The sequence below is a fragment of the Pseudomonas sp. WOUb67 genome, assembly GCF_050058005.1.
Taxonomy (GTDB): domain Bacteria; phylum Pseudomonadota; class Gammaproteobacteria; order Pseudomonadales; family Pseudomonadaceae; genus Aquipseudomonas; species Aquipseudomonas putida_R.
The window spans coordinates 3,739,550-3,764,453 of record NZ_CP170112.1; the positions used below are offsets into that span (position 1 = coordinate 3,739,550).

Genomic DNA, 24,904 nt, shown 5'->3' on the forward strand with positions numbered 1-24,904 from the left:
AAGTGCGGGCTTTTTTGTGCGTGGAGAAAACCAAATGCGTACATCGCAACGCGGTCTGAGTCTAATCAAGTCTTTCGAGGGTCTGCGCTTGCAGGCCTATCAAGATTCAGTAGGGGTCTGGACCATCGGCTACGGGGCCACCCGAGGAGTGCAGTCCGGCATGAAGGTCAGCAAAGAGCAGGCTGACCGCATGCTTCTGAACGACATTCAGCGCTTTGAGCCAGAAGTTGAACGGCTAATCAAAGTGCCACTGAACCAGAATCAGTGGGATGCACTGATGAGCTTCACCTACAACTTGGGTGCGGCTAATCTCGAATCGTCGACGCTTCGCCGACTGCTCAATGCTGGGAACCATGCAGCAGCTGCCGAGCAGTTCCGGCGCTGGAACAAGGCAGGCGGGAAAGTCCTGGCCGGACTGACGAGCCGACGTTCCGCTGAGCGGGCCTTGTTTCTGGAGTCCGCATGAACGGCTGGCTGTGGGCCGCTGTCCTGGCGATGTTGCTGGGTTCTCACTGGGCAGCCTACGAGCATGGGCGGTCAGTGGAGCTTTCCCAGGCGGGCCAGGTATCAGCACAGAGAGACAGTGGCGACCGCCTAGCTGAGGTGATCGGCGAAAGATCGGCGCGCCAGGATGAGCACCGGATCGCAGACGCTCAGGAAGAGGCGAGGGTTAAAGGACATGAAGAAAGAACGATTGCTGATGCTGGTGCTGCTGACGCCGATGCTGCTGGCCAGCGGTTGCGCGGCGAAGCCATCAAGATCGCTGCCGCCGTCAGTTGTCCCGGCTCGGATACCACCGCTGTCGCCCGAAGCGAGGCAGCCACCCGCGCCGCCATGGTGCTCTCCGACTTGCTCGCACGGGCTGACCAGCGAGCGGGAGAGCTGGCGAAGGCTTATGATCGAGCACTGATATCCGGTCAGCAGTGCGAGCGTGAATATGACGCGTTCCAACTCAGGGATGCGGCCCCCCGCGCCTGAGGGCAAGGAGGGCAGGAAAATCCGCGATTTTGTGGCAAAGATTACTTCTACTTTCCGCTGGCGAGTGGTCTTAGCCAATTAAGGATTGAGTGCTTGGCAATACTCGCTAAAAGTTGATAATTTGGAAGAAGTATTTGCGTGGGTCTGCGGTCTTGACCTTTTTCTAATACCATTGATTGAAAGTATAGGTTGCCAGATTCCGGGGCGTAGTGCGGCGGCTGCTCGCCCTCGTGAACGAATGAAGATCTGTGATTGTATGATTCGCCAAGTAGCTTAATGGCGCCCTCCTCAGTTAAGGTAGAGGGGTATGTTTCGTTAGGGTGTTTATAGTTGTGTGGAGAATTGGATGTGAAGGGTGAGGATGGTCCGTCTCTGTCTGCGTAGTAATGATCTCGCTCAATGTTTTTGTTGAGGACAATTTCCTCCCAGGTGTTAACTGGGGCGTAGGTGAGGATGAACTTTACATATCGTTGTTTGAGAAATTTTCTACCGTTGCTGTAGGTTTTGAAAAGTGCGGCAAACTCGGGGTCTGATCCGGCTTTTTCTCGCCAGATACTTTCTTGCTCGGTTTCTTCGATGACCGCCTTGCGGTCTATGGCCTTTTGAGATATTGCTTCAATTGCTGAGACTACTAGCAAGTAAGCTAGTCCGAAATCTTCTTGAAGGTTGATGTGTGATAAGTGAACCAGTCTAATTGCTTGGATGGCAGTTATATAGTTTTTGTAAGATACATGGTGCAATAGCGTGATAAGCTCTTGTAGTTCGCTTTCGTAGATTGCAAGAGTCTTATCCGAGAATTCACGTGCATTTCTCCCGGGGCCGGAATGCGTGATCGGGTGAAGGGCTGAAAGAATTTTAAGATCTTGTTGTGTGGGGTTTCCCTCTCTGGCTATATGGTTGTTCCGAGTAGATTTGCATGGGCATCCGGCAATAAAGGTAAGTATCGAGGAGATCGCGACTCCGAAAAGGTGGGCATGATGAGTGTTGCGGTGTGCGGGGTTATCAATCTGGCTAATGTAAGCGTCGTATAGTCCGTTCTGTACCTTTTGCGTTGGGCCAATTGAGCAGTTTGGTAAACCCCACGTTCTCTTTATTTCAAATGGAGTGAGGACGTAGGAGTACGTGTGAGCGAGCTCGGCCTCTTCTACGATGTAGTTAGGTCGGAAGGCTTCGATAGACTCGTTGAAAAAGATGTGATCGGTGGTGACTGCGCGCGACATACGTATTCCCTTCGTAAGTGCTGGGATGGAGTCCGTAGATCTGTAGTTTCTGGATCTGCTTTGAATGTAGCATCCATGCCATGAGCACCTCCAGAGGATCGCTGATGAGTGCCTGGTTCAGATGCAGAAGCTAACTCATGTCTACCATCTGGGCTAAATGGGTCAGGCCATGCGCCATTCGATGACCATAAACACCCATCGCACCGGACGCGACAATGGAAAAGGCGCCCAAGGCCCGATCTTATGGGGCTTGGGCGCCTTTTCCGGTTACTACCGTCTCCGAACGGCGGGACTCGCCTGCGAAGCGTGCTATAAGACCTTGATCAAGTGGCAGGAGTAGGGCAGTGGACAAGCGCACCTTCATTGGCATGGTCGAGGCCGGTGAGCCGCTGATTCAGCAGGCTATCGATGCCATGCGCGAGTATCACCAAGCCCAGGATCGTGGCGCGTCGACGGAAGAGATCGAGCGGTTGCGCTTACTCGCTGAGTCGCTGTTCGAGGTCGTGTCCGACTACCAGCTGCGTGTGGTGGCCAAGGCCCGAGGCAAGGAGCTGCCACCGCTGCATTAGGCCGCCGGTCGGTCATTGCCCGTACTGCTGAAGGGCGATACGATACTGTCTATTTATACAGTATCGGTGCCACATGTATTTCCTCCTCGTTCGACGCCGCGAGCATGGCGTGGCCTTACCCTCCGACCGTCTACGGAAAGTCCAGCCACTCCGCGCGGACGTCCACATCGGTGATCACCACAGCGAGCCTCTGGGGCGTGTGTCGACTCAGGCCTGGGTGTTTAACCCTACGCCTGGGCCCGACATCATCCCCCGGCTGCATGACGCAAAGGTCAACGGCATGGCCCAGCTCGGCATCAACATCAACGGAATTGAAGAGGTCGACGGCGTGCTGTACGCGCAGTCTTGGTGGTGCAGGGCAGAATGATGGCCGGGATACCGCAGGCATGGATAGATGAACTTAACGACCGATTCGCCTTGGTCACCGATCCTGAAGGGCGAGCTGCCGTGCTCAGTGAGATGGCCTATGCCGCCCATCGTCGGCGAGAGGTCAGCGACGAGAACCTGGTGGACATGCTGGAGCTGTCTGAGGCTGGCAAGGCGTGGGGGTTGGTAGAGGTTGATGAGGCGTACCACATCGGTCTGTTCAGTTACGAGATTTCGAATAGCTGGGATGGGGACGAACCAGGACGGATCATCGTGGGCAGAGCGCCTGGGTGGGGGTGTTGAGGCTGTCTAAAACTGCTCGAATGCTTCTCGGCTTTACTGGGCAAAAATCGCTCAAACTGGCCGAACCATATTAGACAGGTCCGAAGCACAGGCCGCTTGTGGCGCGGCCTGTGTTCGACTCTAACGCTACTGCTGCAGTATTGGATGGGGTGGGCGAACAGTGGCTCGTAGCAATTTATAATAATGGAGGCATTAAGCGCACGGTGAGGCCTTAAAACAGAGGTATGTCGTTGTAATTGCAATATAGGTAGGGTGCTAAGAATGGGGAGCCTCGCTTGCTTGTGACCTGGCTGATGTTTATGAGTAAGTTATTTTGTGAGGTTATAATTTTTTTACTTACTATAAATTCTTGAATCTGTTGGGCTTCCATCGCAGTTTCTACAATAAAAACAACTGTAATGGTGTCAAGGGTGCTTATACTGCTTGCATGTATGGCTTTTTCAATCGCTCGCGTAATTTCATTGCTTGATGTCCTGCGAATTATCTGCACAATGAATCCGTGATTCTTGTCGCCGTCGTTGGCGATAAAGTCTGGGCATTCTCCAGAGCGATCTTCGAGCATGTTATATGTGTCTAGAATCCAGCTGGCTACGGCTAGGTAAATAGAGGATTTTGGATCGCTGGAATCATACATAATGCTTTTGTTTTTTTTGTTTTCCAAGGAGACATCTCGAACTTCGCGCAGCGTGTCATCTGAAACTTCCGCAGCGAGAAATTCTTTTGCGAACTTAAGAAATCCTTCCGGCCTATACATGAGGAAAGTATCAAGATTTCCTACTCTCAAAGCCTCTTCAATAAGCTCTGCGCGTGGGCCTATGGTTTTTGGGCCGTCGAGTTCCACCAGATTCCACCAGTCTTCTTTAGCATCATCAGTGATGAATATTAGCTTCTGCGGCTTCCTCTCTGCTGAATAGGCTAGTATTTGACTCCAAAGAATGTAGTCGCCATATTTTTTCTTGTAGATCAGGCCGTTGTGGAAGAAGTCGTCTGGTTCATTTCTATCCTTTTCCTTGTCCATGTAGCCAGGCGGAATCTTGGATTTGTATCTTAAGTCTGCCGCTTTGTTGTGCCTCTCTAACTCATCTTGAGAGGAGAAGGCTGGCCCAACTCTGCCATCAAATATTTCTTCGACTCTGTTTTTGATTGGGTCGGGAGTATTTAGGGTTTGTTGGTTTTGCTGTAATGTGTCAAGCTCCTGTAGAAAGTCCGCTGTGAGAGTCTCGAATCCAATAATCAAAGGTTCTGGGTCGATTAAAGTATGTCTTTTTTTTAGTTGTAGATTGTTGATGCTATTGGTCAGGTCCGATTTTGCTTTGTCGATAACCTTTCGTATCTCCGAAAAGCGGCGGCCTTGAGCTGCAATTACGGTCAATCGGTTGCGTTGAAACTCCAGCGCGACGTGATGCGGTATCCAAATACGGTCGCTCAATTTTTCCAGGGCTTCAAGTAATTCCTCACGAGTTCGTTCTCGATACCTGTAGAGGTTTAGCAATGCATTTGTATCAAAGACGAACATCGCCGTCTTCCAAGTTTCGGCATGGTCTATACTGCCTGAGTAGTCATACTGTGGAAAGAGTCCTTTCATTTGCTCTCCTAGAATCTAGTGAATATCTTATATTGGGCCTAAAAGAGGCTGAGCGTAGCGCAATGCTCAAAATAACGCCACTAAAATGACATTATTCGTATTGCGGTACGGGTGCAACAGGCTTGGGCTATGGATTGGCTTTGTTCTTCTCTAGTTAAGGGATGGTCGCTAACCCTGCCACACCAAATGATACCTGCCCTACATTGATATCTGAGGTGGTGGCCAGAAATCAGCTGAGACGGGATTCCTCTTATCGGAATGCAAATCCGTCTACTGAAGCGCTGAGCGGTTCGTACTGTGTGTTGTGGGATACGGCGTGCGATACCAATTCTGATACCACCGATGGGGTTTTGAGGGGGGTGGAGGGGGCTCAGCCCAGTAAAATCAACCCTTCACCACCGCCAATCACCACTAAAAATCCGCATGGTGATGTTGGCGTAAGGGATCAAGAGGGGCTTCGAAAGAATGCTGTATGGGCGTACAGCTGGCTGGTACCAATTTTTGTACCAATAGATGTGTTTTTGAGAGGGATGCAGTGTGGCGAGGAAGGCTGGAAGGCCCGTAAACATGGGCTTTCCTCACTTTCGAAAGCTGTTCAAAACGCAAAAACATCTCTGGAGTATGGCTGAACTCAGCCATTTTCCGCGCGGCATAATCCGCCACCGTCACCAGGGAGAAGGCTGCCGCGTGCGCCCCATGGTGCTTTCGGAAATATTGGGAGGTCAAGCTACTAGCAAGTGGCTTGTGTAATCAGGTATTGTTATTTGGTGTGGGGATGCATGCTGGATTTTTAAGGCTGCTAATCGAAGCGCCAGTTTTTTTTGTTTTGATTTAATGGAGCTGAAGGTGACTGGATGTTGGTCGTAATTTGTATTTTTGCTGTAACTTTTGCTTCTTTAGCGGTGTTCAATTTTTGTAATGGGCGATATTCACGAGCATCCGCAGTATCTAGTTTTGCAACAATGATTGTTGCGGTGGGTGCGGCAATTGTTGCGAATAATCAATTAGAGGAGTCAAAGGTTTCTTCTGTTAAGGGTTTGTATAAGAGCTATTTGGATATGGCGTTCGCTAATCCTAAGCTCTCTGCGGCATCTTATCCGCTTGAGCAGCCTGTATATAAAACGTTTAAGTCTGGCGAAGATCTTGAAAGATATGAAAACTATGTCGGGTTTTTAATCTTTGCGGCGGAGGAGATTTTGGAAAATGATGAGCTTAAGAGTGAGCGTGGATGGTGCGAAACAATCAGGGATCAGTTTAAGTATCATGCCCTGTATTTGAGTGATGAGAAATATAATATTAATCAAAAACTCTACTGTTGTCGATGGGTTGATCGATGCTGCTGTAAGTATGTATCTGCTTGAGAAGAAAATTGCTACGCCTGGTGATCACTCATTAGAGAGGAAAGAACTGCAGGACCTCAAAAGTAATTGTCGAGTGTAAATCCGCTTGCCGGCATTCGATAGGCTAAGCGATGAGGTTCAATTAAGGCGAAAATCGATTCCAAAACTTAAGCAGCGAGCCTTGCGGTGCACGGCCTGTAGCCATGCCGTTTCGTCTTTGTTTTGGAATCGATTTGCCACTTGATGCCGCATGGAATGGGCGTTTATGGTACGGTCTTGAAATCCGTTGAGCCGCACCTGGTGCACGCCTGGATTTCCATCTGAAATCTTGGGCCAATTCTTGGGCCAATGCATGCGTTTTGGTGCGTTGTTGGGAGGCTGAAACCCCCGAAAACATTGCACTCTACACCGCTCAAAACCGCGAAAATAATCGCATGGTGATGTTAGCGGTGGAGATCAAAGGGCTTACCTATCAGTAACTTACGACGCTGGGCTTTCAGCTGATACCGATTTGATACCAATCTTGAGTTTTTCCAGCTCGCTCCAATCGGAGCTTGAGTTAAGCCAACGGGCATACGTCGACAGCAGCATCTGCACGCTGTGACCCAGCTGTTGGGCGATAAATGCGGGGTTGAGGCCGGACATTAAGCACATTGTCGCATAGGTGTGACGGCAGTTGTATGGGGGGCGACGCCTGATCCCCAAATCATTCAGCACCAGCACCCGCTGTTTGTGCAGATCGGAGGTCTGTTTCACGTACTCGGCGTTCTTCGACGGCGGGAACAGGAACGGCGTTTCGGTCACTGCTCTCTTGCCATCCCTACGACGATCCGCGTACTGCCTGGCGAACTGGATCGCCCGCAAGGCCCGATCGTTCAGCAGAACGAAAAGGTCCCGGCCGGTTTTTATCCTTTCCTCAACCTCGCCCAGGGCGACGGTCTTCTTTTTATCGTTGAATAGGGGAGGGCGCTGGCGGGCAGCGCCGAGTGATATGCTTCGCCGCTTACCAGCCAAGGAGAGTGGTAATGAGGTTGCGCGAAAGGCTTCGAGCGTTCCAGCTGTGGTTTAACCCGAAGCGCAGACGGTGGGCTGGCGTTGCGATGATCGCGCTTGGCGTGGTCGGGATGTTTCTGAACCCTGAAAGCCGGTGGACCTTGGTGTTAGGAACTGGGATCTACTGGTTCTTCACAGCCTTGCCACCCGTCCTCGGCGGAAAGTGTTAAGGCACTGGCGGGCAGCGCGGGAGGGTCAGGCGGCAGGCTTTTCGGCGATGAAGTAGTCCCAGGCAGCTTTATCGCCCTGGGCCACGTACCACTTCAGGCCCTGCCCATCCTCCCCCTCGCTGACTGAGCCGCCGTACTGGGCGCCGGGGAAGGTGAATCTCGCACTGTCGCGGCAGCGTGGGTAGCCGCCGGTGAACTCGGTTGCCCGCCGAGCGCGGGCTTTTTTCGCCTGCAGAGCGATGGCCAGACTCACCGAAGCACGTGCCCGAGCGCAACCGTTGTCAGGCTTCTTCGACTGATCGGCTTTTCAATATTCCAGTCTTCGAATTGGAACACTTCCCCATCGGAGCTGTAGGTAGCCGGTGTACGGAAGGAGGAGCGTATCGGCAATGGCCGAGAGCCCCATGTCTACGAAAATCGTATCTGCAGACCAGTGGTTACCCGATCGAGCAGGCCCGTTTAGATTGCAAAACTGATAGGAGAAGCCGCTGTATGCGCGGGGAATCGATTGGCATTCCGACCCCCAGCGGGCGAGGTTATCAACCGCTTTCGACTCGTCGGATACCGTCGCTATTGTCCCGCAGCCGCTCAGCGCTAACGCGAGCACACATCCCGTCCATAACCTCATATCACCCTCCTGGCCTTGAAAGTCACCATTGCGCTGGCTACAGCAGCCATTAATTCCTTTCACGAATGGAATCAACCAGCTTGTTGATAAGGCCTTCTTGGTGCTGCCTGTTGTAACAGCCAGGTTGATTCGGCGGTGTGTCATCGCACGCTATTTTGTGCGGGCTAGTAGGGCTCTCATAAGTGCTATTGGAGAAATGGGAGCATCCGGTAAGTAACCAGGCCGCTATCCCAACAGCCAAAAATCCATTTCTCATATCCAGTCTCGTGCAGTTGTCCGTGCAAATTGGACGACTGAGCACCATAAAAGACACATCGCGCCCGCCTCGCGCGGGCTTTTTTCACTTGGGGAAAACCTATTACAAGCGCCTCGGCATGGGCGTCCGCGACTCCATCGACATCTCCAAGCTGCGGGTGCTGCGCGAAGCCGTGGCCGGCATCATCGTCACCCGCGCCGCCATGGTGCTCTCCGACCTGCTCGACCTGTCCGTCGCTCCGAATCGAGAGTTGGCGCAGGTTTATGACCGGGCACGAATAACCGGTCATCAGTGCGAAGCGTTCTATGATGCACTCGGGCGAAAATAGCCATCTCAGACTTCAGCCTCAAGATATTGAGAAATCCCACGTACCTGGCGATAATGGCACATTGATCTCAGAAGCTTGCAATGGACTGTCAGCGTGGAAAAATTTTACGGAATACAATATTTGAGAGGCGTCGCAGCTGGGCTAGTTATCATCTACCATTCCATGGTGATGGTTGCTGTAGCACCATACTTCGATAATCCGCTGGGTGATTTTGGAGTAGATATATTCTTTGTCATATCCGGTTTCGTAATGTGGGTAACCACAGAGGGTCAGAATAAAAGCATAAGAGAGTTCTGGGTTTCTCGGATATTGAGAGTGGCGCCTTTATACTGGCTGTTCACCTTTGTGCTTGTCGCCGCTGCGCTACTAATGCCAAGTCTGTTTTTCAACTCGCGCGGCGTCGATCCAGTATTCCTGCTTAAGTCGCTGTTTTTCATTCCCGCCCAAAACCCGGATGTTGGTGATGTCACGCCTGTATACACCATTGGATGGACCCTCACCTATGAGATGTTCTTCTACGCGATATTCGGTCTCTCCTTGGCATTGCAAAACCTGAGAAACAGGATTTTATTCATAGCTGCAGTTATAGTTACGCTTCCTGTCCTTGGGTCTGCTCTGGCTCCAGAAGGTCCACTGGGGAAAACCTATACAAGCCTGATCATCATTGAATTTCTGCTTGGCGTCTTGCTAGGGGTTACCAGGCAGCGCTGGGTAGGTATCGGGCTGTTGCCGGCAAGTCTATTGATTGGCGCTAGTGGCGTGGCGCTGGTATTGGCTGATTTCACTATATTCACTCGGGCTTTAGTATATGGCGTCCCAGCATTTTTCTTGGTAGCAGGATTTATTTCGATTGAGAAGTACGTTCGGTCAAATATTAATAGGGTCGCACTGTTGTTTGGGGAGGCATCTTATTCATTGTATTTGTCGCATCCAATTTCTCAACGAATCTGGTATGTACTATCCGTAACGACCTTTGGGCAGATAACCAGCCTTGCGATGGCAGCCTGGTACGCGGCAGGCGCCGTAACTGCGGGGCTGCTGGGCGGAATTGTATGCTACCTTCTTGTAGAGAAATATCTGCTGAAGCTGGCTAAAATGATCTCGCGCTCTTCCCTCAACGCCGGCCCAGCTATTGAGGTGCAGCGCTAGAGTGATGACGTCATTGGGCTGCTTGTTGGTTTTTTCTTGGAAGCAGCCTAACCCTATCTCTGTAGGTTTACGCTTGAATGGGGGCTTCAGCATTGGTGTCGTGGCCAAGGCCCAGGGCAAGGTTCTGCCGCCGCTCCACTGAGCTGGCTTTATCAACTCAGTACCCTGTTTGCGTACATGCCTCACGACTGAGCCCAACCGATACCACTCGAACACATCGGATAGCCCCTCGTCCAAAGTTCAGAGTTATTCGTTCGGCAGGTGTTTTCGATGTAGTCAGGTTAGCCACGCTCGAGCAAGATCGGGGAAAAGTACGAGCCGATGTCGACCATGCTGTTGGAGATCATGGCTGTAAAGACCCCACCCTACGGAGGGGTGGGGCTATACCTTTACGATAAATAAAGCTTTTCAGCTGAGGCGCGCAGTTCTGGTGAGGCGGATTTAAGATATTTCTCCAAATTCAGAGGTCGTTTTGCTCCGCGTTCCTTCTCAACCTGTTCAATAATGGCGTTGCGATATTCTTGTGGAATTCCGATCAACTTAAGAGATTGATCGATTTGAAGGTTGCTTGGGATGTTGCTGTAGTCAAGCAGGGAGGTCTGTGCGTAATAAGCAATAGCATGTGTTGCTACGTCTGAGATGCCTGAGCTTTCGAAATTGTAGGTCCACAGGCAATAATCAATGCGTACGGGAACGTATGTTTCTTCGATGCCTTTATCTCGATCTGCTGCATGTCCATCGAGTGCGATTAAATAAAGCTTTTTGTTGCTTGATGCGCCGGATGAGTTACCAATTAATGTGTCTAGCGCAGTACCTATCAAGCCGGTTAAGGCATCGCGCCATTTAGCTTCCGGGCTATGTAATAGACTGTCGACAGCATTCTTGATGCCTGCCGACGGTCCAGAAGATGACATTACATGAGTCCCCTCGTCCTGCATCATGTAGAGGCCTGGAGGGATCTGGGTGGGCGATCCAGACTTAGCGTCAGACTTGGATTTGGCAATGTCGTCTTCAACGAGTCGTTTTATTTCTGAAAGTTTTGTTTGAGCGAGTACATCTAACATCTGCAAAGAAGCTTTCACTTCTTTAGCTTTTTCGTCAGCGTGATTCTCTAAAGCCCGAATAGCGTTTTGAACAATTCCCATTGTTAGCTCCTTGCTTACGTTATCCCTAGGGAGAGCTCTTGAAAAAATCAAGAATGAAAATATCTAGCAGAAAACTAAAAATCTGCCAGCCGCAGCCCGAAAGCGCTTTCGAAAAATGCCCAGATGCAGGCCCTGTCGGTGGTAGCCATGTCTTTTCTGGATGTCGCCGGGCAGCCCGTCAGCTGTCCATGCCTGCGAGCGTTTGCCGGCCGACTGAATTGCGGGGGCGGGTTCCTTGTGCCATGAGATGACCTGCATCGATCGTGAGCGTGTAGGGCAGGCTGGCTGCCGGCACATCGTGTCCGCCGATCACCAGGCGGCGCTTCACCACGGCTACCAGTTCGGCAATGTCCTTGTGGTGCTTACGCTCGATCGCGGCGCCCTCCGAGGAGGGGTTAGGTCGGATTGTAGGGATTGGGTCTGCGCAGCTGAACTTGGTGTCGCATTTGCTTGTCATCGAAAAGGTGAGCCAGCATTTGAAATGCATTGGCCTTTTCTCAACGCTTACAAACCGTGACGAACCCATAGATGCCCCGAAGACAACGCAAGGCAACCAAGGTAAGGGCCACAATCATCTGCTCACGCAGTGGCAAGGTATTGCTGGTGCGCAGGAAGGGCGGCAAGTGGAACTTTCCAGGCGGCGTAATCGAGTCAGGTGAAACCCCGCAACAAGCCGCTGCTCGGGAACTTGCGGAGGAGACAGGATTGCGTTCCAGCAATTTGCTTGAACTCTGCAGCCTGGAAGCCGGCAACACGCTCCATCATGTCTTCACGGCATGTATAGGTGATTTTGATCGGGCTTCCCCGCGCAATGAAATTGCCGCCTGCAAATGGGTATCACGTTGCGACCTAAGCCGCGCATTGCTCAATGCTGCCGCCGTTGCATTGCTGTCGAAAGAGCTTCCGGCGCTATCGGCTTAGATATTCGTCGGCTCCGACCATCCCTGCAGATCAAGTAGGCGAATTTCTCGCTGGCTTTCGTATCCGCTACGCCACCCAGGAGGAGGCTGACGCCAGCGCCCAGCGCAGGAACCCGATAACCCAATCGCCTGATGTTCATACTCATCGCGCTAGGCTTCCCTGGATAATGGCATATTGCTACATTACGCCCCGCAAATTCCCAAGGGGCAAAGGCCACAATGAAACATATGCTTTTTCTGGGGCTCATCACTGCTAGGCGCTACTGGTGCCGATGCTGCTGGCCAGCGGCTGCACAGGTGATCTTTGTGGGAGCGGGCTTGCCCGCGAAGCAGGCGACGCGGTGGATGGCACGGGCTTCGCCCGTGTTCGCGGGCAAGCCCGCTCCCACAGTGATCGCGCAAACTTTCAGAGTTTGAACAGGACAGTTGCTTCCAAAGGGATCACGCCGGCCTCGGAAAATGAGCAATAGCAGCATTTTCGTAATGGCCGCCATGGGACGATAGCGGTCGGTCGCGAATGGCAGCTTTCTACCCATTGCAGCCGTTAGTCGCGCCCCCTTGAATTTGGATCATGGCAACAAAAATTCCATCTCCGCCATTCCTCCTGAAGGCCCCGGGCGGCTTCTGTGCAATCTCTATGCAACGAGAAAAAGCAAAGAGGTGATCTACCAGGCACCTGTAGCGCTTACTGCAGAGGGTTTCTATTATGGTTCGGGGCGATAAGTGATCATGGGGAAAAGATTGGAAAAGTTTCGAGCGTGGTTCACGCCACGTAAGCGCTTCTGGACAGGAATAGGCCTGTACGCACTCACTCTTGTCGTACCGGCTGTTAGCCCAGGGACGAGCGTCAGTTGGCTTGTGGGGCCCGCGGTCATTTTCTTCCTGGGTAGTCTTATGCCTGCATCGAGCGCTAAGCGATAAGGCGCTGGCGGCCAGTGCCGATCTGCGCTATTGCTTCGATCTCGGTCAATGCACTGGAGGTGCGTGAGATGAAACGGTTATTGCTGGGTGCTTTTCTGGTAGCGTCGGGCGCTGCCCAGGCCGGGATTCCGCTGTTGAACGCAACGTGCCCCGGCGACATCGAGGTCCATGCCGACAAAGGCGGGCCGATCTATATCAATGGCAAGGAAGGCAAGCTGAAGAAGTTCAGCGATAACTACTTCGAAGCCAAGGGCAGCGGGGTGACGGTTTCACTGTCGATCAACCCCGACGGTTCGCCCGATGTCTCGTATACCGGCAAGAACAAAGCCAACGGGGTATGCCAGGTCAAGGCGTCGTAAAAGGCCACCACGCATGAGCGCAGTGGTAGCAACGGGATGGGTTTCGGTGCTGGAACGGTAATTGCTGTGACCCTGAGACATTGATCTCGCGGAGAGCGCCGAAATGACTCAGGATGACCGCTATTACATGGTTTTCGTTGTGGCTGCTGTGCTGGTCCTGGACCTGGTGGCAACCTTAGTGTTTCTGAAGGCCATTGCCTGACCCCGAAAGTGGGCTCGGTAATACTCGGAGTTGGGGCCAATTGCAGTCGCTTATACCCATCCGACTCTGACATGCCCGAGCCTCGCCCGAACCCTTGCGAGCAGGAAGGCCAGCGGCCAGGCTGGCCTGTCTGATGCTTGCCAGAAAACCCGCTGAAGAAAAGCCTGCCCGCACCTCAAATGCATCCTGGACCCATATAGCAAACAACCCTATGGCACGGTTGTCATTGAGCAGTAACATGGGCTCACGAAAACTAAAAAATGGGCGTGCTACTTGGTAACACTTTCCCAGGTTCTCGGTGGGGGAGCAGGAGTGTGTCGCGTGAAGCGTTCAAGATCGGTAGCAGGCGCATTGCTTGTGTCTACCTTCGCCACAGTGTTCATGGCAGGTTGCGCACAAAACCCTGACGTGCGTGACGGGCATGATTATACCTCTGGCACCACCGCGAAAAGCCCACCCGCGTATCTGGGGTGCGTGAAGGGCGAACTTCCAGGGAGTGTGAAAACCTACGAGGTCGACGGCGATAATTCTGTCAGGCTGTTCATCGAAAGCACCGACCCCAGCAAGGCAGAGGGACTTGTGGAGCTGCGCAGTACGGGAGGCCAGCACCAGTTCACGGCCTATCAACGTGATGCCTGGTACGACCATGGCCGGTTGCTGGATGCCGCGTTGATGTGTTCAAAAGCATGATCAACTGACCTTCGAACACAAAAAGCCCGCCGTCGAGAGCGGGCTTTTTGTGTTTTGGGAGTGTCGGCCGGGGATACGCTTGCCGGTTCAAGAAACAGCAGAAATTGCCGATAATCCGCTCCGTAGTGTCATGATGACGCAAACCAAGCCATCACCACCGTCGGGTTTCTCGCTTGCTCCTATTCGTCGCAAAACTCAAAAGAACCTTATCTCCGCGTCAGTTCATGCGCTTGCTGGACACGCATGACCTGGGCAAGAAGCAGGTTAATCGCCTCCTTGCCAAAACAGGTGCCAGCACTGAAAGCCATGTGGTCATTCGGCCGCCGTTCTACTTCGAACGCGGCAATCTTGAACTGGGGCAGGGCGCTTTCATCAACAGCGGATGTGTGTTTCTCGACGAAGCGACTATCCGCATCGGCCGTATGGCCATGCTCGGCCCACAAGTACGTTTGTGCACGACCAGCCACGATCTGAATCCGGAGCGGCGCAAGGACAATGACTACATTGCCCCAATCACCGTGGGTGACAATGCCTGGATTGGTGCGGGTGCGGTGGTCTTGCCCGGTATCAGTATCGGGCACAACAGTGTGGTCGCGGCGAACAGCGTGGTAACCCAGGATGTTCCACCCAACGCGCTTTATGCAGGTTCACCGGCCAAGTTCAAGAAGTGGCTGGTAGAACCAGTAGCGACTTGAGCATTGCCTGTTTTGCATTTGCCTGAGATGCCCGCGATAATTCACGCATTTGGATGGAGAACAGTAGGTGGAAGCTAGAAGCGTTGTCGCCGAAATGTTCATTGGGATCCCGACGCATTTCTGGGTGTTGCCCGTTGCCGGCCTGGTTGCATACTTCGGCCTGAAATGGTCCGCCAGATTCAGCAGCCGTCGCACCCTGCTGCAAGCCTCGACTTACCTGTTGTTGCTGGCCCTGGCGGTACTACCCAACGGCGTTTATGCCCTGTTCCCACCGGCGCCCGACCCGGATGTGCTGTTGAACAACGCGCCATTGCCCAACTATGCGGGGCGCTTCTACCTCGATGCGTTTTACGTCTTCAGTGGTTGGGCGCTGAGCAAAGTGGCGAAGCTCAAGTTCAGCTGACTAGCTGCCCGGGCACCTGATGAGCGCAGTCACCAGGTTCGCTCATCCTCAAGCGCCTTCAATGTCGTCGATTTTTGCTGCGACAGAGCGCAGCTCGTCCGCAACCACATCGATGGACCTGATGTGCGCCGTGACATCGATCTCGCTCTGCGAGCTACCTCGCGCCTCCATGAACCGGGCGTGGCCACTCATGGCCTGACTGAGTTTTTCCAGATGGTCGGCTGTTCGGACCAGATCCGACTTGATGCTGTGAAGCGTCTCCATGGTGCTAAAGGCCTTCCTTGTCTATTGCTTCAACGGTCCTGTGAGCATCGCCTCAGGGCAGGGTGAAACGCAACAGATTTGTGGAAGGCCTATCCTTGCCCGAACGCTGAAAAGCGTGTGCGATCCATGCAGTGGCGTCAGAGGTTTCAGCTTTTTTCCTGCACCTGCAGCACAGAACCCTTGTCGTCGGTGACCAGCAATCCGCTGGTGTGGGTGCCGTCTGATTGTTGCTCGGCAAGTGGCACATCCGAGGAGCGGAAGATGCTACGGCCCTGCTCACCGGTTTTAAGCGTGACCAGCTTGCCATTCTGATAGAAGAATTGAGTGTTGTTGGCGTTCTTTTGCATGGTGTGTAGTTCCTGGCCGAGTCGCGGTGTGATGCCCCATTGGCTGTTTCACTTTCTCAACGTTCAGCCGCCCATGCTACTGGCAGAAATACCAGGTGCTTTCTATTGCTCCCGCTCAGGCTTCGTCCGGCAAACGCCCTGGGTTGAAGAAAAACGAGGCCACTACCACCGCCGTGATCACGCCTGTTGCATCTGCAAGAAACAGCAGCAAAGCACTGGTATGACCCTGCGCCAGGTGTTTGCCAAGCGCAAAGTCCACACCATGCGGGCATGCGGCGATCATGAGCAGCATGGCGGCCAGCAGGCCAGAAAGGAGCTTCAAGTAGGCCCTGCCGAATGCCAGGCCATAAGCCCAGAACACGAAAATACAGAGTACGGCGAGGCCGGTGGAGGTTGCATATTGGGCGAGTAGTTCCAGCCACCAGAGCATGGGGTTCTCCTGAGCAAAGCCGGCCGGTGATGCCGTGGCCTGATGTTAATCAGAAGCAGGGCAGGATGAATTCGTTCCTTGGGGCCCAACAATTAATTGCTGCTCCCGGGCTCTAATAAACAACCTGCTATGTGTTTTTTTTGTTGCTGGCGCGTTGTTGCTGTGTCAATTACGCGAAATTCAGCCGCCAGACCTTGGTTGATTAGAAACTCGGCGCAACCCTCGCTAGAATGCAGCGTATCCCTGACGGCCAATTGCAAATGCCTACTTTTCGTATTTTCATCGCTTCTGCGTTAGTTGCCACTCTTGTCGGCTGCGCGACGCCCGGCAAACCCACTGCCAGCAAGCTGACCAAAAAAACACCGCAGCAGTACGCCGCCTGTGTCCTGCCCAAGTGGCAAGTCTTGGCACCCCAGGCCACACAGAAGTCGATAGCCCACGGTTACCGGCTGACGGCATCCAGTGCGGTGGCCAGTGATGATGTGCTGGACGTGGTCGACTCTCGCGAGGGCAGCCGCGCGACCTTCTACAAGGGCAGCTTTTTGTCTGGCGACAAATTGCGCCAGGCTGCCAAGGAATGCCTGGACTGAGTCAGTAGCCCGAACCGCTCGAGCCGCCCATGCTGGGCAAGCGGGCTTTATGCTGGGCATTGCTCCATTCGGCGCAGGTCATGAAGGCGGTCTTGTCCACCTTGTCGTTGCCGTCGAAGCTGACGCTGTAGGGTTGCCGTTTACCGGCCTTGGTCAGCGTGTAGTCGAAGCAGGTACCAGGCACCACGGTGCGGTCGGACTCGGCCTCGGGTTTGCCGCCTATTTGCATCACCTGGTCTTTGCTCATGCCGGTATCGACCTTGGCCACCAGTGGCTGGTCGTGGTACTGCGCAGAGCTGGATGAGCAGGCAGCAAGCGTAGCCACGGCGAAAAGCAGCGCGTGAAGGGAAGTGTTCATGGCAGTGCTCCAGTAGAGGACGCCGATGAAGGCAGGTGGCTGGGGCCGCTCCTACAGATGGATTGTGGTACGCCACAGCATCAATCCGCCCGGTTTTTCATCATACGCCTGTACGTCTCGCGCATCCGCTTTTACAGAGTTGGCGGGCTTGCAGCGGGGTTTGTGCTGTCCGGCGTTCAGCGTTCGCGCATGAAGAAACCGGCAACGAACTTGCGGAAGGTTTCCAGGCTCTTGAAGTCGGCGTAGCGCTTGAAGTTTTCGGTGTCTGGCTCTGGCCCGATGGGCTGTTCCAGTAGCGACACGGACAACACCCTGTCCTGGTCCGAGGTCAGCACCAGTTCATCCATCACCTGGCCGCCGATCACCGGCCGGCGCATCTGCACCTTGACGCCTTTGCTGGCCATCCAGTCGATCAGCGACACCAGGGCCTTGAGCGGTTCGCGCTCTTCATCGCGATACACCGGGAACAGATGCGCGCGGGACAGCACCGGCACGCTGGCCACATGGATCAGCTCGTAGAAGTGGCTACCGGCGCTGGTTGGCGAGTAGATCACCAGCGCCAGCAACGGCCCGGTGGTGCGGCTACCGCCCCAGTACAGGTGGTGCCCCTGGAAGTCGAAGCCGTCTTCACTGCGGTTGTTGAACAGCTTGCGCCCTTTGATCTGGTCGACGCAGTCCAGCATCAGCCCATGGCGGCGATGGTTGCCGAACACGGTGGCTTCGCGCAGGCGGGACTTGAGCATCATCATGTGCTTCATGTCCAGCCGGGTTTCCAGGTAGTTGCTGGCAGGTACCCGTTCCAGCAGCGGGTAGCGGCTGGCCACGCTGCGCAATTCGGCAAACTGCGTGGTCAGGTCTTTTTTCAGGTGAGTCGCGTAGAGGTTGAGGCCACTGGTTTCGATCCAGGTCAGCAACAGCGACAGCAGGCGCTGCTGTTCGCGCCGGTCGTTACCCTCACTGGTGGCACTGTCGGTACCGGCGCGAAAGTCACCGATCAGGCGTAATGGCGTGTCGGGCGGTAGCCAGGCGGCGGGTGGCGCGGGGTCGTCTTCGCGCTCGGCGGCCTCCCGCTCGTCTTTGGTGAACGGGCAGCCAGGCGCGTGCTCGGCGGTGCCCGGGTTGTTCTTGAGAAACAAGGTGCCGGTGCTGCCGTTAAGGGTGACATTGAGCACCGGCAAGGCATCGTTGCGACAGTCGCAGGCCAGCCACTGGTTGGCGTTGCGTACCTTCATCAGTAGTTGGTTGGCCTGCAGCAGGCGGGGGCCGACGAGGCTGCCGGTGGCAAAGCCGACCAGCAGGTCCTCTTCGGCGGGGGTCAGGCTGCGCACCTGCGCAGCGGTTTTGTCGATGATTCGCATGAAGCAGCTCCAGGCTACGAGCCTCAAGCTTCAAGCAAAGTCGCGCCGCTTTCAACTTGCCGCTGGGTTACCACCGAACATCTTCGCGGCGCGGGCACGAATTTCGTCGGGGCTCAGGTCCTCCTTGTGGGTAGAGACGAACCAGATATTACCGAACGGGTCTTTCAGGGTACCGCTGCGGTCGCCGTAGAACTGGTCGGTCAAAGGGTGCAACTGCGTGCCACCAGCCGCCAGGGCCTGGGCGTAGACCTTGTCGCAGTCCTCGACATAGAGGTGCAGGCCAACGCCTGCGCCACTGAGCTTCTGGCTGGCGGTAAGGCCGCCTTCCATGTCACAGGGGTCGCCCAGCATCAGCGACGAATCACCGATCCGCAGTTCGGCATGGCCCACGCGCCCACCAGGGGCATCGAGGCGGAACATCTCGACCGCACCAAAGGCCTGCTTGTAGAACTCGATGGCTTTGGCGGCGTCGTTGATGGCCAGGTAGGGGGTGATGCTGTGCTGGCCTTCGGGGATGGGTTTGACTGCCATGTTCGACTCTCCTTTGCAGTGGGCGCCGGAGGGCGCCCTGTTGCTTAGAGTCGTTTGCGCCGATGGAAAATCGACAATGGCGCTAGATCGATTTTCTATAAGTGCTTCTGTCAGAAGATGTAGTCGGTGGTCAGGAAGCTCGACTGGCGGTTACGTATGATTTCGCTGATCAGTTCCTTGTTGGCTTCCTGGAAGCGCGTGGCGACCAAGGTGCGGATCGAGAACACGCGAAGGGCGTCATGCACCGACAGGGTGCCTTCGGCGCTGTTCTTGCGGCCGTTGAACGGGTAAGTGTCGGGGCCGCGCTGGCATTGCGCGTTGATGTTGATGCGCCCCACCTGGTTGGCGAAGATGTCGACCAGGCTGCCGATAGTCGCCGGGTCGTTGCCGAACAGGCTCAGCTGCTGGCCGTAATCGGAGTCCAGCACGTAGTCGATCACGGTTTGCAGGTCGCGGTAGGGCACTACGGGTACCAGGGGGCCGAACTGCTCCTCGTGGTACACGCGCATGTCGTGGTTCACCGGGTATAGCAAGGCCGGGTAGAAGAACGACCCGCGGCTTTGCCCGCCACCTTCGTTCAGCACGCGCGCGCCCTTGGCTGTGGCATCGGCGACCAGGCCGTCGAGGTAGTCGACCTTGCCGGGCTCCGGCAGTGGCGTCAGCGCGACACCCGGTTCCCAGGGCATGCCGGGCTTGAGCGCGGCCAGTTTGCGCTGGAACTTGTCGAGGAAGGCGTCGACCACGTCCTCGTGCACGAACAGGATCTTCAGCGCCGTGCAGCGCTGGCCGTTGAACGACAGCGCGCCAGTAACCGCTTCTTCGACGGCATTGTCGAGGTCGACCTGTGGCAGCACGATGCCCGGGTTCTTGGCATCCAGGCCCAGCGCCGCACGCAGGCGGTGGGGGCGTGGGTGCAGCTTTTTAAGGTCGCTGGCGGCCTTGTGCGTGCCGATGAAGGCGAACACATCGACGTTGCCGCTGGCCATCAGTGCGCTGACCGTTTCCCGGCCGCGACCATAGATCACGTTGATCACCCCCGGCGGGAAGCTGTCGCGGAAAGCTTCGAGCAACGGACGAATCAGCAATACGCCGAACTTGGCCGGTTTGAACACCACGGTGTTACCCATGATCAGCGCCGGGATCAGCGTCGTGAAGGTTTCGTTCAGCGGGTAGTTATATGGCCCCATGCACAGCGCAACGCCCAGCGGTGCACGGCGGATCTGGCCCAGTGTGCCTTGTTCGAGCTCGAAACGGCTGGAGCGGCGGTCGAGGTCCTTGAGAGCGTTGATGGTGTCGACGATGTAATCGCAGGTGCGGTCGAATTCCTTTTCCGAATCCTTGAGGTTCTTGCCGATCTCCCACATCAGCAGCTTGACCACCGCCTGGCGCTGCTCGCGCATGCGTGCCAGGAAGGTTTCGACATGCTGGATACGTTCGGCCACACGCATGTTCGGCCAGGCCCCACGGCCCTTGTCATAGGCCTGCACGGCGGCGTCGAGTGCGGTAAGGGCGGTGTCGGCATCGAGCAGCGGGGCGCTGCCGAGCACAACCTGGCGCTCTTCGGAGCCCTCCTTGAGCCAGACAGGGCTGCGCACCGTGGCAAGGGGGCCGTCCCAGCGCCTGAGCTCGCCGTTGACCAGATAGTCGCGTTGTTCCAGAGGGGCTTCCAGGCGCCAGGTTTCCGGGATGTTCTCGGCGCTGGGGAAGAGTGAATCGAGCAGACGGTCCATGGGTACTGCACCTCACATAGCTGGGCGGGTATCAAGCCGGGTGAATCGCTTCAGCTTCGAGCATGCACCGGCTGCTGGAAAAACACCAGTCTGGCTCAACCTGGCCGCTGGTGCCTGCTAATGACTCGGCAGGCACCGCATCCAGGATCAAAGCGGCAGATTGAAGAGGTTGTATGGCGGGTGAGTGAGCCACTCCTGGCGCAGTACAGGGTCCGTGTCTATCACTGCCAGTCTTCGCCAGAATTCCCGGCGGGCTTGATTCGGTTGTGACAGGAAAGGTTCGCGATCGAGCAAAGGCCGAAGGTCACGGCGAAACTGCAGTGGCAAGCGTTGCCACAATGCTGCTTGTGCCGGGCCTGTATTGTAGAAGAACTCCAGATAGTCACTGTCGCATACCATCAGATCCACGCCGTGGGCGGCGTGGTAAGCCTCGATTTCAACCAGCGCTGCCTGCCCCAGCCACTCGCTTTCAAGGCTCAGGGTTTCAGCTACCGGGCCCGGAACGGTGAACGCAGCAGGCAGTTGCTGGAACTGGTTGGACGAAAGATCCAGCACCAGAGGCTCACTCACCCGTTCCAGGCCCTGAGGTAACTCGGTGAGCGAACAACCGGACAGAAACAGGGTCCTGAGCTCGGTAAGCCCGTGCAGGTCTGGTGCCTGAAGCAGCGGGTTGTCAGTCAGATCAAGCGCGCCAAGCTGGGTGAACTGGTTGAGCGCAAGCTGGGCCTGGCCATCCCAGGTGATGCGATTGCTGTCCAGGTCCAGCCAGAGCAACTGCTCTGGGTTGGCTACGAGGGGCAGGCGCTGGAATCGGCAGTTGGTCAGCAACAGGCGCTTGAGCTTGGGGAATCGCTCGCAGAATTCAGCCGGGAGGTGGCTGAGCGACCGGTTGTTGCTGAGGGAAAGGTGCTCGATGTGGGTGAAATCGTCGGGTAGGGTCAGGCTGGCCAGGTCGTCGTTGCACAGGTCGAGGCTGGAAAGGTCGAGGCTGAAAATGCGCCCATCGCGTCCGTATTGCAGCGAGGAAAGGCGGCGCCAGGCGTTGATGATCGGACGGATGGCCCGATGCCTCTGGTGTGGGCTTGATGGGTCAGGCGTTGCCCATTGCCGCAGGTTTCGCCGCAGGGTGTCCAGACGCTGTTGCAGGTCCCGCAGGCGCTCGGTGGCAGAACGCATGTCATAAGGGTTGTGCTCTTCCTGTTCGTCGCCCAGCCAGTCGGCGAACTCTGCATCGGTAGCCTCTGGGAAGATCCGGCGGTACGCCGCCGCCAACGAGCCGGTCTGACCCGCTGGAGCGTGCAGAGGCGCCAAGGGACGGCCGCCGCGCAGCCAGCCTTGGGGTTTGCGCTGCCGGGGGCGTACTCCCCAGAGCCGTTGTGCCAGCACCGGCCGTTGCTCGTCGGCCCATGCCAGTACCCGCAGGCGCAGCACGTTGTCATCACGAATGCCCAACGCTTCGCGCTGCAAAGTTGGCAGCGCCTGCTTCAAGGCACGGCACAGGTCCGAATCCCGCTGCGCAGGCGCCGGGCGCTCTCCCAAATCGGCTTCATAGCCACCGGCAGCTTTGATTACCCGGCACACGGTGGTGGCCTGTTCACCGCCGACATGCTCCAACACTGGGCCTTGCGGGCTACCGGCACGCAACTCCAGGCGAAGGTCCGCAGGCCATTCGGGCATCGCATCGAGCGCACTGAACACCAGGCGCTCACTGTCGGCGTTACACCACGCAGGTTGCAACACGTCCTCCAAGGCACGTACCAGCGGCAGCTCACTGTGAACGTGTTCGATCTGCTGCCCAAGCGCTGCGGGCAACTGACCGTGCTCTTGCCAGGCGAGTGCTTCGGCATTGTCCATTGTTGCCAGAAAACGCCTGGCGAGGGCCGGAGAAAGGCGCGGGTACGCTGTAAGCAGCTGCTGCGTTGCAGGGGCGATGGGTGTGCTGCCGTTGTACAGCTGGTCGAACAATTGCGGCGTTGCGTCTGGCCCAATGGCGCGTACTTCGGCCTGTGCTGTCATGCGCTCCAGGGTGTCGAGCAACAGCGGCGGGGCTGGCTGATCGTGCAGGTGCACCTGGCGCAGGTGTTCGGCGTCGATGCCGCAGATGCGCCCGGCCTGCTCCAGCTGCTGGGGGGCGAACGCTGCGAACGGCTCACCCAGCCTGCGCGCGAGTGTTGCGAAAGGCCACTGGGAGGGCTGCTCATGCTGGCCGCGCCAGGCGCCTTGCCCGTTGTGTTCCAGCGGTGGTTGCCAGGCATCCTGCGCGTCCGGGTGGATGATGCGCCATTGCTGCAGCGTGTTGTCAAAGTGTTGTTGGTACAGATGGCCGTCCATGCGTATGAACTGCTGCCCCTCGTGCAGGTATTGGCCTTGCGCATTGGGCTGCAGGTGCTCTGGCAGCTCGATGCTACTGCGATAAGGGGCCAGGTCCTGGTTCCACAGCCGGTAGCCTCCGTTGCTGACGGGCACTTCCTGCAGGTTTTCCATCAACGGGCTACTGAACAGCCTGGGTACCAAGTGACCTGCCGCGATAAAACCGCCCATCAGGGCCAGGTTCAGGCCGACAGCCTCCAGATGACGCAAGGCCAGGCGGCGGTCGCCTTCCTCCCAGGCTTCGTAGCCCTCGAATACCTCACCCAGCAGTTGGCAGGCCGTGACGCCCAGCATCAAGGGGCCTACACCCGGTATGAAGAACCCGGCGAGGTTGAGCACATCCCAGCCGAGGCTTTCCCATTCAGCCAGGCGCCTGGCCCGTGCATTCGCATCTGCCTGGGCTGTCGGTACCGCCACCAGGCTGGCCTCATGCTTGAGGCGGGTCAGGTGCAGGTCCTGAAAGTAGCCGAAAGGTTCTGCCGTGATGGCGTGGCGCGTCGGGCGCAAGTCCGCCTGTGCCGCGCGCTGCCATGGGCGGTCATTGGCAGTGTTGCCTGAGGCATCGAGGTTCTGTTGCAACAGATCGAGAAAGCGCGCGCGCTCGTCCCGCACGACGTACGCCGCGAATGCCTGCCGTGCATCCGGTTCCAGCAGCAGGGTTGCCAGTGCATCGTGCACTGCATCAAGGTCTTTGCATTGACGCAGGGCTGGATCATGCCCTGGCAAGTAAAGGGCCAATCCTGCGGGTCCTGCGTCGATCAGCATGGCTTCCTGCAGGTTGATGCCGAACAGCGCAAGCTGCCAGCAATTCACGGTGCTGCCTTGCAGCAATCGTTGCACCTGATCGTGTGTGTTGCCGTTGATGTGGTGGCGCAGGTAGGCGAGGTCGGCCGCCAGGCGCAGACGGGCTTTTTGCACCCTGATGGCTTGCTCGCGGACGTTTGGCTGGGCGAACTGCTGCTCCAGATGGATTTGGTAGGCGCCACCCAGGTCCAGCTCACGGCAACATTTTGCGAACGTAACGGGCGAGAGGGGGAGCGGCTCAACCTTGTAGCGCTCCGAGGTGAGTGGAAAGTACGCCACAGGCGCCTGCATGCCGATGACTGCGGAGCCTTGAACTTGAATGCGGGTGACTTGGATGTTGCCGCTCAGGGCAATGGCACTCTGAGGCGTAAACGCCTCGTCATCGGCAAAGTTTTGCAGCGCAGCCTGTAACAGGTTGTCGATACGATGGCTGTAGAGATAGCGCAGGACGTTCCAGTGCCAGGTGCGCTCAACACGCAACAGCCGTGAGTTGTGTACGGGTGCGTGAAAGCCTTGTTCGGCAAGAAAACTTTGCAGCAAAGGCTCGGCGAACCCATTGATCTGTTCGAGGCCTTTGAGTGAGCGGGCCAAGGCTGCTTGTGAACGTACCAGGCGTGCGTGGCTGGCGCGTACTGCCTGGCGCAGGTCAGGGGCGGCGTTGGCGAACCCGTCCTGCTGATGCCAGGGGCTGGCCTGGCTTTGTTGTAACGCAGCCCACTGATTGGGCCTTGCCTGGCGGGCCCAATGTGGCAGCTGGGCCTCAAGCAGGGCTTGATGAGGATTGTTCTCAGGCATGTTGATGCTCCTTTTATGCAAAGAAGGCATCAAACGCTAATTATCAA

27 protein-coding genes and 2 pseudogenes are annotated in these 24,904 nt (G+C 56.0%); 14 read left to right on the forward strand and 15 right to left on the reverse strand.

Annotated elements, in window-relative coordinates:
* Positions 1–34 precede the first annotated feature (34 nt).
* Both ABOC32_RS16830 and ABOC32_RS16835 read left to right on the forward strand, forming a co-directional pair.
* Complete coding sequence (locus ABOC32_RS16830; RefSeq protein ID WP_426808038.1) at positions 35–466, forward strand: lysozyme; 432 nt, start codon at positions 35–37, stop codon at positions 464–466.
* A complete protein-coding gene (locus ABOC32_RS16835) occupies positions 463–978 on the forward strand; it encodes a DUF2514 domain-containing protein (protein ID WP_426808039.1) in 516 nt (171 codons plus the stop codon). The genes ABOC32_RS16830 and ABOC32_RS16835 overlap by 4 nt, the downstream gene beginning before the upstream one ends.
* A gap of 47 nt (positions 979–1,025) precedes the next feature.
* Here ABOC32_RS16835 and ABOC32_RS16840 read toward each other — a convergent pair whose 3' ends face one another.
* On the reverse strand, positions 1,026–2,198 hold the full coding sequence (locus ABOC32_RS16840) for a hypothetical protein (protein WP_426808040.1): 1,173 nt from the start codon (positions 2,196–2,198) through the stop codon (positions 1,026–1,028).
* Positions 2,199–2,542: 344 nt separating this feature from the next.
* Here ABOC32_RS16840 and ABOC32_RS16845 point away from each other — a divergent pair, with 344 nt between their 5' ends.
* The 3 genes from ABOC32_RS16845 to ABOC32_RS16855 all read left to right on the forward strand — a co-directional run bounded on the left by ABOC32_RS16845 (position 2,543) and on the right by ABOC32_RS16855 (position 3,436).
* Positions 2,543–2,767 carry a hypothetical protein gene (locus tag ABOC32_RS16845; protein ID WP_426808041.1) on the forward strand — a complete coding sequence of 75 codons (225 nt, stop codon included), beginning with the start codon at positions 2,543–2,545 and terminating at the stop codon, positions 2,765–2,767.
* Between the two features lie 73 nt (positions 2,768–2,840).
* On the forward strand, positions 2,841–3,134 hold the full coding sequence (locus tag ABOC32_RS16850) for a hypothetical protein (protein WP_038409014.1): 294 nt from the start codon (positions 2,841–2,843) through the stop codon (positions 3,132–3,134).
* Positions 3,131–3,436 carry a hypothetical protein gene (locus tag ABOC32_RS16855; protein WP_426808042.1) on the forward strand — a complete coding sequence of 102 codons (306 nt, stop codon included), beginning with the start codon at positions 3,131–3,133 and terminating at the stop codon, positions 3,434–3,436. The genes ABOC32_RS16850 and ABOC32_RS16855 overlap by 4 nt, the downstream gene beginning before the upstream one ends.
* 211 nt (positions 3,437–3,647) lie before the next feature.
* On the opposite strand, the gene ABOC32_RS16860 is transcribed toward ABOC32_RS16855, so the two are convergent.
* Complete coding sequence (locus ABOC32_RS16860; RefSeq protein WP_426808043.1) at positions 3,648–5,021, reverse strand: PIN domain-containing protein; 1,374 nt, start codon at positions 5,019–5,021, stop codon at positions 3,648–3,650.
* An 854-nt stretch (positions 5,022–5,875) separates the two neighbouring features.
* Here ABOC32_RS16860 and ABOC32_RS16865 point away from each other — a divergent pair.
* Positions 5,876–6,382, forward strand: coding sequence for a hypothetical protein (locus ABOC32_RS16865; RefSeq protein ID WP_426808044.1), 507 nt, complete (start codon positions 5,876–5,878; stop codon positions 6,380–6,382).
* Between the two features lie 459 nt (positions 6,383–6,841).
* Here the strand turns inward: ABOC32_RS16865 and ABOC32_RS16870 are convergent.
* From ABOC32_RS16870 to ABOC32_RS16880, 3 genes and pseudogenes are all read right to left on the reverse strand, one after another.
* Positions 6,842–7,306 (reverse strand): annotated as a pseudogene (locus ABOC32_RS16870) (tyrosine-type recombinase/integrase); the annotation flags it as partial.
* 303 nt (positions 7,307–7,609) lie between these two features.
* A complete protein-coding gene (locus tag ABOC32_RS16875; RefSeq protein ID WP_426808045.1) occupies positions 7,610–7,837 on the reverse strand; it encodes a hypothetical protein in 228 nt (75 codons plus the stop codon).
* Positions 7,838–7,891: 54 nt separating this feature from the next.
* The gene (locus ABOC32_RS16880) at positions 7,892–8,356 is read right to left on the reverse strand and encodes a YceK/YidQ family lipoprotein (RefSeq protein ID WP_426808046.1); all 465 of its coding nucleotides are present in this window, start codon (positions 8,354–8,356) and stop codon (positions 7,892–7,894) included.
* A gap of 218 nt (positions 8,357–8,574) precedes the next feature.
* Between ABOC32_RS16880 and ABOC32_RS16885 the strand changes: the two are divergent.
* Both ABOC32_RS16885 and ABOC32_RS16890 read left to right on the forward strand, forming a co-directional pair.
* Positions 8,575–8,796: pseudogene (locus ABOC32_RS16885) on the forward strand (DUF2514 family protein); the annotation flags it as partial.
* A gap of 93 nt (positions 8,797–8,889) precedes the next feature.
* Positions 8,890–9,945 carry an acyltransferase family protein gene (locus ABOC32_RS16890; RefSeq protein ID WP_426808047.1) on the forward strand — a complete coding sequence of 352 codons (1,056 nt, stop codon included), beginning with the start codon at positions 8,890–8,892 and terminating at the stop codon, positions 9,943–9,945.
* Positions 9,946–10,334: 389 nt separating this feature from the next.
* On the opposite strand, the gene ABOC32_RS16895 is transcribed toward ABOC32_RS16890, so the two are convergent.
* Positions 10,335–11,090, reverse strand: a complete 756-nt coding sequence (locus tag ABOC32_RS16895) for a hypothetical protein (RefSeq protein ID WP_426808048.1) — start codon at positions 11,088–11,090, stop codon at positions 10,335–10,337.
* A gap of 178 nt (positions 11,091–11,268) precedes the next feature.
* On the reverse strand, positions 11,269–11,577 hold the full coding sequence (locus ABOC32_RS16900) for a hypothetical protein (protein WP_426808049.1): 309 nt from the start codon (positions 11,575–11,577) through the stop codon (positions 11,269–11,271).
* Between the two features lie 41 nt (positions 11,578–11,618).
* Here ABOC32_RS16900 and ABOC32_RS16905 point away from each other — a divergent pair, with 41 nt between their 5' ends.
* From ABOC32_RS16905 to ABOC32_RS16925, 5 genes are all read left to right on the forward strand, one after another.
* Positions 11,619–12,011, forward strand: coding sequence for an NUDIX domain-containing protein (locus ABOC32_RS16905; protein WP_426808050.1), 393 nt, complete (start codon positions 11,619–11,621; stop codon positions 12,009–12,011).
* A gap of 988 nt (positions 12,012–12,999) precedes the next feature.
* On the forward strand, positions 13,000–13,290 hold the full coding sequence (locus tag ABOC32_RS16910; RefSeq protein ID WP_426808051.1) for a hypothetical protein: 291 nt from the start codon (positions 13,000–13,002) through the stop codon (positions 13,288–13,290).
* Between the two features lie 523 nt (positions 13,291–13,813).
* Entirely contained in the window at positions 13,814–14,182 is a 369-nt protein-coding gene (locus tag ABOC32_RS16915) for a hypothetical protein (RefSeq protein WP_426808052.1), read from the forward strand.
* A gap of 224 nt (positions 14,183–14,406) precedes the next feature.
* A complete protein-coding gene (locus ABOC32_RS16920; RefSeq protein WP_426808053.1) occupies positions 14,407–14,877 on the forward strand; it encodes a DapH/DapD/GlmU-related protein in 471 nt (156 codons plus the stop codon).
* 94 nt (positions 14,878–14,971) lie between these two features.
* Positions 14,972–15,280 (forward strand): hypothetical protein, encoded by a 309-nt coding sequence (locus tag ABOC32_RS16925; protein WP_426811618.1) that lies wholly within the window; start codon positions 14,972–14,974, stop codon positions 15,278–15,280.
* Positions 15,281–15,328: 48 nt separating this feature from the next.
* Here ABOC32_RS16925 and ABOC32_RS16930 read toward each other — a convergent pair whose 3' ends face one another.
* From ABOC32_RS16930 to ABOC32_RS16940, 3 genes are all read right to left on the reverse strand, one after another.
* A complete protein-coding gene (locus tag ABOC32_RS16930) occupies positions 15,329–15,544 on the reverse strand; it encodes a hypothetical protein (protein WP_426808054.1) in 216 nt (71 codons plus the stop codon).
* A gap of 146 nt (positions 15,545–15,690) precedes the next feature.
* Positions 15,691–15,891, reverse strand: coding sequence for a hypothetical protein (locus ABOC32_RS16935; RefSeq protein ID WP_234224984.1), 201 nt, complete (start codon positions 15,889–15,891; stop codon positions 15,691–15,693).
* Positions 15,892–16,006: 115 nt separating this feature from the next.
* Positions 16,007–16,321: a hypothetical protein gene (locus tag ABOC32_RS16940; RefSeq protein WP_426808055.1), complete on the reverse strand. Its 315-nt coding sequence runs from the start codon at positions 16,319–16,321 to the stop codon at positions 16,007–16,009.
* 230 nt (positions 16,322–16,551) lie between these two features.
* On the opposite strand from ABOC32_RS16940, the gene ABOC32_RS16945 reads away from it, so the two are divergent.
* The gene (locus ABOC32_RS16945) at positions 16,552–16,911 is read left to right on the forward strand and encodes a hypothetical protein (protein WP_426808056.1); all 360 of its coding nucleotides are present in this window, start codon (positions 16,552–16,554) and stop codon (positions 16,909–16,911) included.
* Position 16,912: 1 nt separating this feature from the next.
* Here ABOC32_RS16945 and osmE read toward each other — a convergent pair whose 3' ends face one another.
* The 5 genes from osmE to ABOC32_RS16970 form a co-directional block, all read right to left on the reverse strand.
* Complete coding sequence (osmE, locus tag ABOC32_RS16950; RefSeq protein ID WP_426808057.1) at positions 16,913–17,269, reverse strand: osmotically-inducible lipoprotein OsmE; 357 nt, start codon at positions 17,267–17,269, stop codon at positions 16,913–16,915.
* 176 nt (positions 17,270–17,445) lie between these two features.
* On the reverse strand, positions 17,446–18,627 hold the full coding sequence (locus tag ABOC32_RS16955; protein ID WP_426808058.1) for a hypothetical protein: 1,182 nt from the start codon (positions 18,625–18,627) through the stop codon (positions 17,446–17,448).
* 51 nt (positions 18,628–18,678) lie between these two features.
* A complete protein-coding gene (locus ABOC32_RS16960; protein WP_426808059.1) occupies positions 18,679–19,158 on the reverse strand; it encodes a VOC family protein in 480 nt (159 codons plus the stop codon).
* Positions 19,159–19,268: 110 nt separating this feature from the next.
* The gene (locus ABOC32_RS16965) at positions 19,269–20,888 is read right to left on the reverse strand and encodes an NADP-dependent glyceraldehyde-3-phosphate dehydrogenase (protein ID WP_426808060.1); all 1,620 of its coding nucleotides are present in this window, start codon (positions 20,886–20,888) and stop codon (positions 19,269–19,271) included.
* Between the two features lie 147 nt (positions 20,889–21,035).
* A complete protein-coding gene (locus ABOC32_RS16970; protein WP_426808061.1) occupies positions 21,036–24,857 on the reverse strand; it encodes a dermonecrotic toxin domain-containing protein in 3,822 nt (1,273 codons plus the stop codon).
* Positions 24,858–24,904 lie beyond the last annotated feature (47 nt).

What these genes read in the sequence shown, in the direction of transcription:
- ABOC32_RS16830 (WP_426808038.1), top strand. Translation starts at nt 35, where the DNA reads ATGCGTACATCGCAACGCGGTCTGAGTCTAATCAAGTCTTTCGAGGGT.
- ABOC32_RS16835 (WP_426808039.1), top strand. Translation starts at nt 463, where the DNA reads ATGAACGGCTGGCTGTGGGCCGCTGTCCTGGCGATGTTGCTGGGTTCT.
- ABOC32_RS16840 (WP_426808040.1), bottom strand. Translation starts at nt 2,198, where the DNA reads ATGTCGCGCGCAGTCACCACCGATCACATCTTTTTCAACGAGTCTATC.
- ABOC32_RS16850 (WP_038409014.1), top strand. Translation starts at nt 2,841, where the DNA reads ATGTATTTCCTCCTCGTTCGACGCCGCGAGCATGGCGTGGCCTTACCC.
- ABOC32_RS16855 (WP_426808042.1), top strand. Translation starts at nt 3,131, where the DNA reads ATGATGGCCGGGATACCGCAGGCATGGATAGATGAACTTAACGACCGA.
- ABOC32_RS16860 (WP_426808043.1), bottom strand. Translation starts at nt 5,021, where the DNA reads ATGAAAGGACTCTTTCCACAGTATGACTACTCAGGCAGTATAGACCAT.
- ABOC32_RS16865 (WP_426808044.1), top strand. Translation starts at nt 5,876, where the DNA reads ATGTTGGTCGTAATTTGTATTTTTGCTGTAACTTTTGCTTCTTTAGCG.
- ABOC32_RS16880 (WP_426808046.1), bottom strand. Translation starts at nt 8,356, where the DNA reads ATGACACACCGCCGAATCAACCTGGCTGTTACAACAGGCAGCACCAAG.
- ABOC32_RS16895 (WP_426808048.1), bottom strand. Translation starts at nt 11,090, where the DNA reads ATGGGAATTGTTCAAAACGCTATTCGGGCTTTAGAGAATCACGCTGAC.
- ABOC32_RS16900 (WP_426808049.1), bottom strand. Translation starts at nt 11,577, where the DNA reads ATGCATTTCAAATGCTGGCTCACCTTTTCGATGACAAGCAAATGCGAC.
- ABOC32_RS16905 (WP_426808050.1), top strand. Translation starts at nt 11,619, where the DNA reads ATGCCCCGAAGACAACGCAAGGCAACCAAGGTAAGGGCCACAATCATC.
- ABOC32_RS16910 (WP_426808051.1), top strand. Translation starts at nt 13,000, where the DNA reads ATGAAACGGTTATTGCTGGGTGCTTTTCTGGTAGCGTCGGGCGCTGCC.
- ABOC32_RS16920 (WP_426808053.1), top strand. Translation starts at nt 14,407, where the DNA reads ATGCGCTTGCTGGACACGCATGACCTGGGCAAGAAGCAGGTTAATCGC.
- ABOC32_RS16925 (WP_426811618.1), top strand. Translation starts at nt 14,972, where the DNA reads ATGTTCATTGGGATCCCGACGCATTTCTGGGTGTTGCCCGTTGCCGGC.
- ABOC32_RS16930 (WP_426808054.1), bottom strand. Translation starts at nt 15,544, where the DNA reads ATGGAGACGCTTCACAGCATCAAGTCGGATCTGGTCCGAACAGCCGAC.
- ABOC32_RS16935 (WP_234224984.1), bottom strand. Translation starts at nt 15,891, where the DNA reads ATGCAAAAGAACGCCAACAACACTCAATTCTTCTATCAGAATGGCAAG.
- ABOC32_RS16940 (WP_426808055.1), bottom strand. Translation starts at nt 16,321, where the DNA reads ATGCTCTGGTGGCTGGAACTACTCGCCCAATATGCAACCTCCACCGGC.
- ABOC32_RS16945 (WP_426808056.1), top strand. Translation starts at nt 16,552, where the DNA reads ATGCAGCGTATCCCTGACGGCCAATTGCAAATGCCTACTTTTCGTATT.
- osmE (WP_426808057.1), bottom strand. Translation starts at nt 17,269, where the DNA reads ATGAACACTTCCCTTCACGCGCTGCTTTTCGCCGTGGCTACGCTTGCT.
- ABOC32_RS16955 (WP_426808058.1), bottom strand. Translation starts at nt 18,627, where the DNA reads ATGCGAATCATCGACAAAACCGCTGCGCAGGTGCGCAGCCTGACCCCC.
- ABOC32_RS16960 (WP_426808059.1), bottom strand. Translation starts at nt 19,158, where the DNA reads ATGGCAGTCAAACCCATCCCCGAAGGCCAGCACAGCATCACCCCCTAC.
- ABOC32_RS16965 (WP_426808060.1), bottom strand. Translation starts at nt 20,888, where the DNA reads ATGGACCGTCTGCTCGATTCACTCTTCCCCAGCGCCGAGAACATCCCG.
- ABOC32_RS16970 (WP_426808061.1), bottom strand. Translation starts at nt 24,857, where the DNA reads ATGCCTGAGAACAATCCTCATCAAGCCCTGCTTGAGGCCCAGCTGCCA.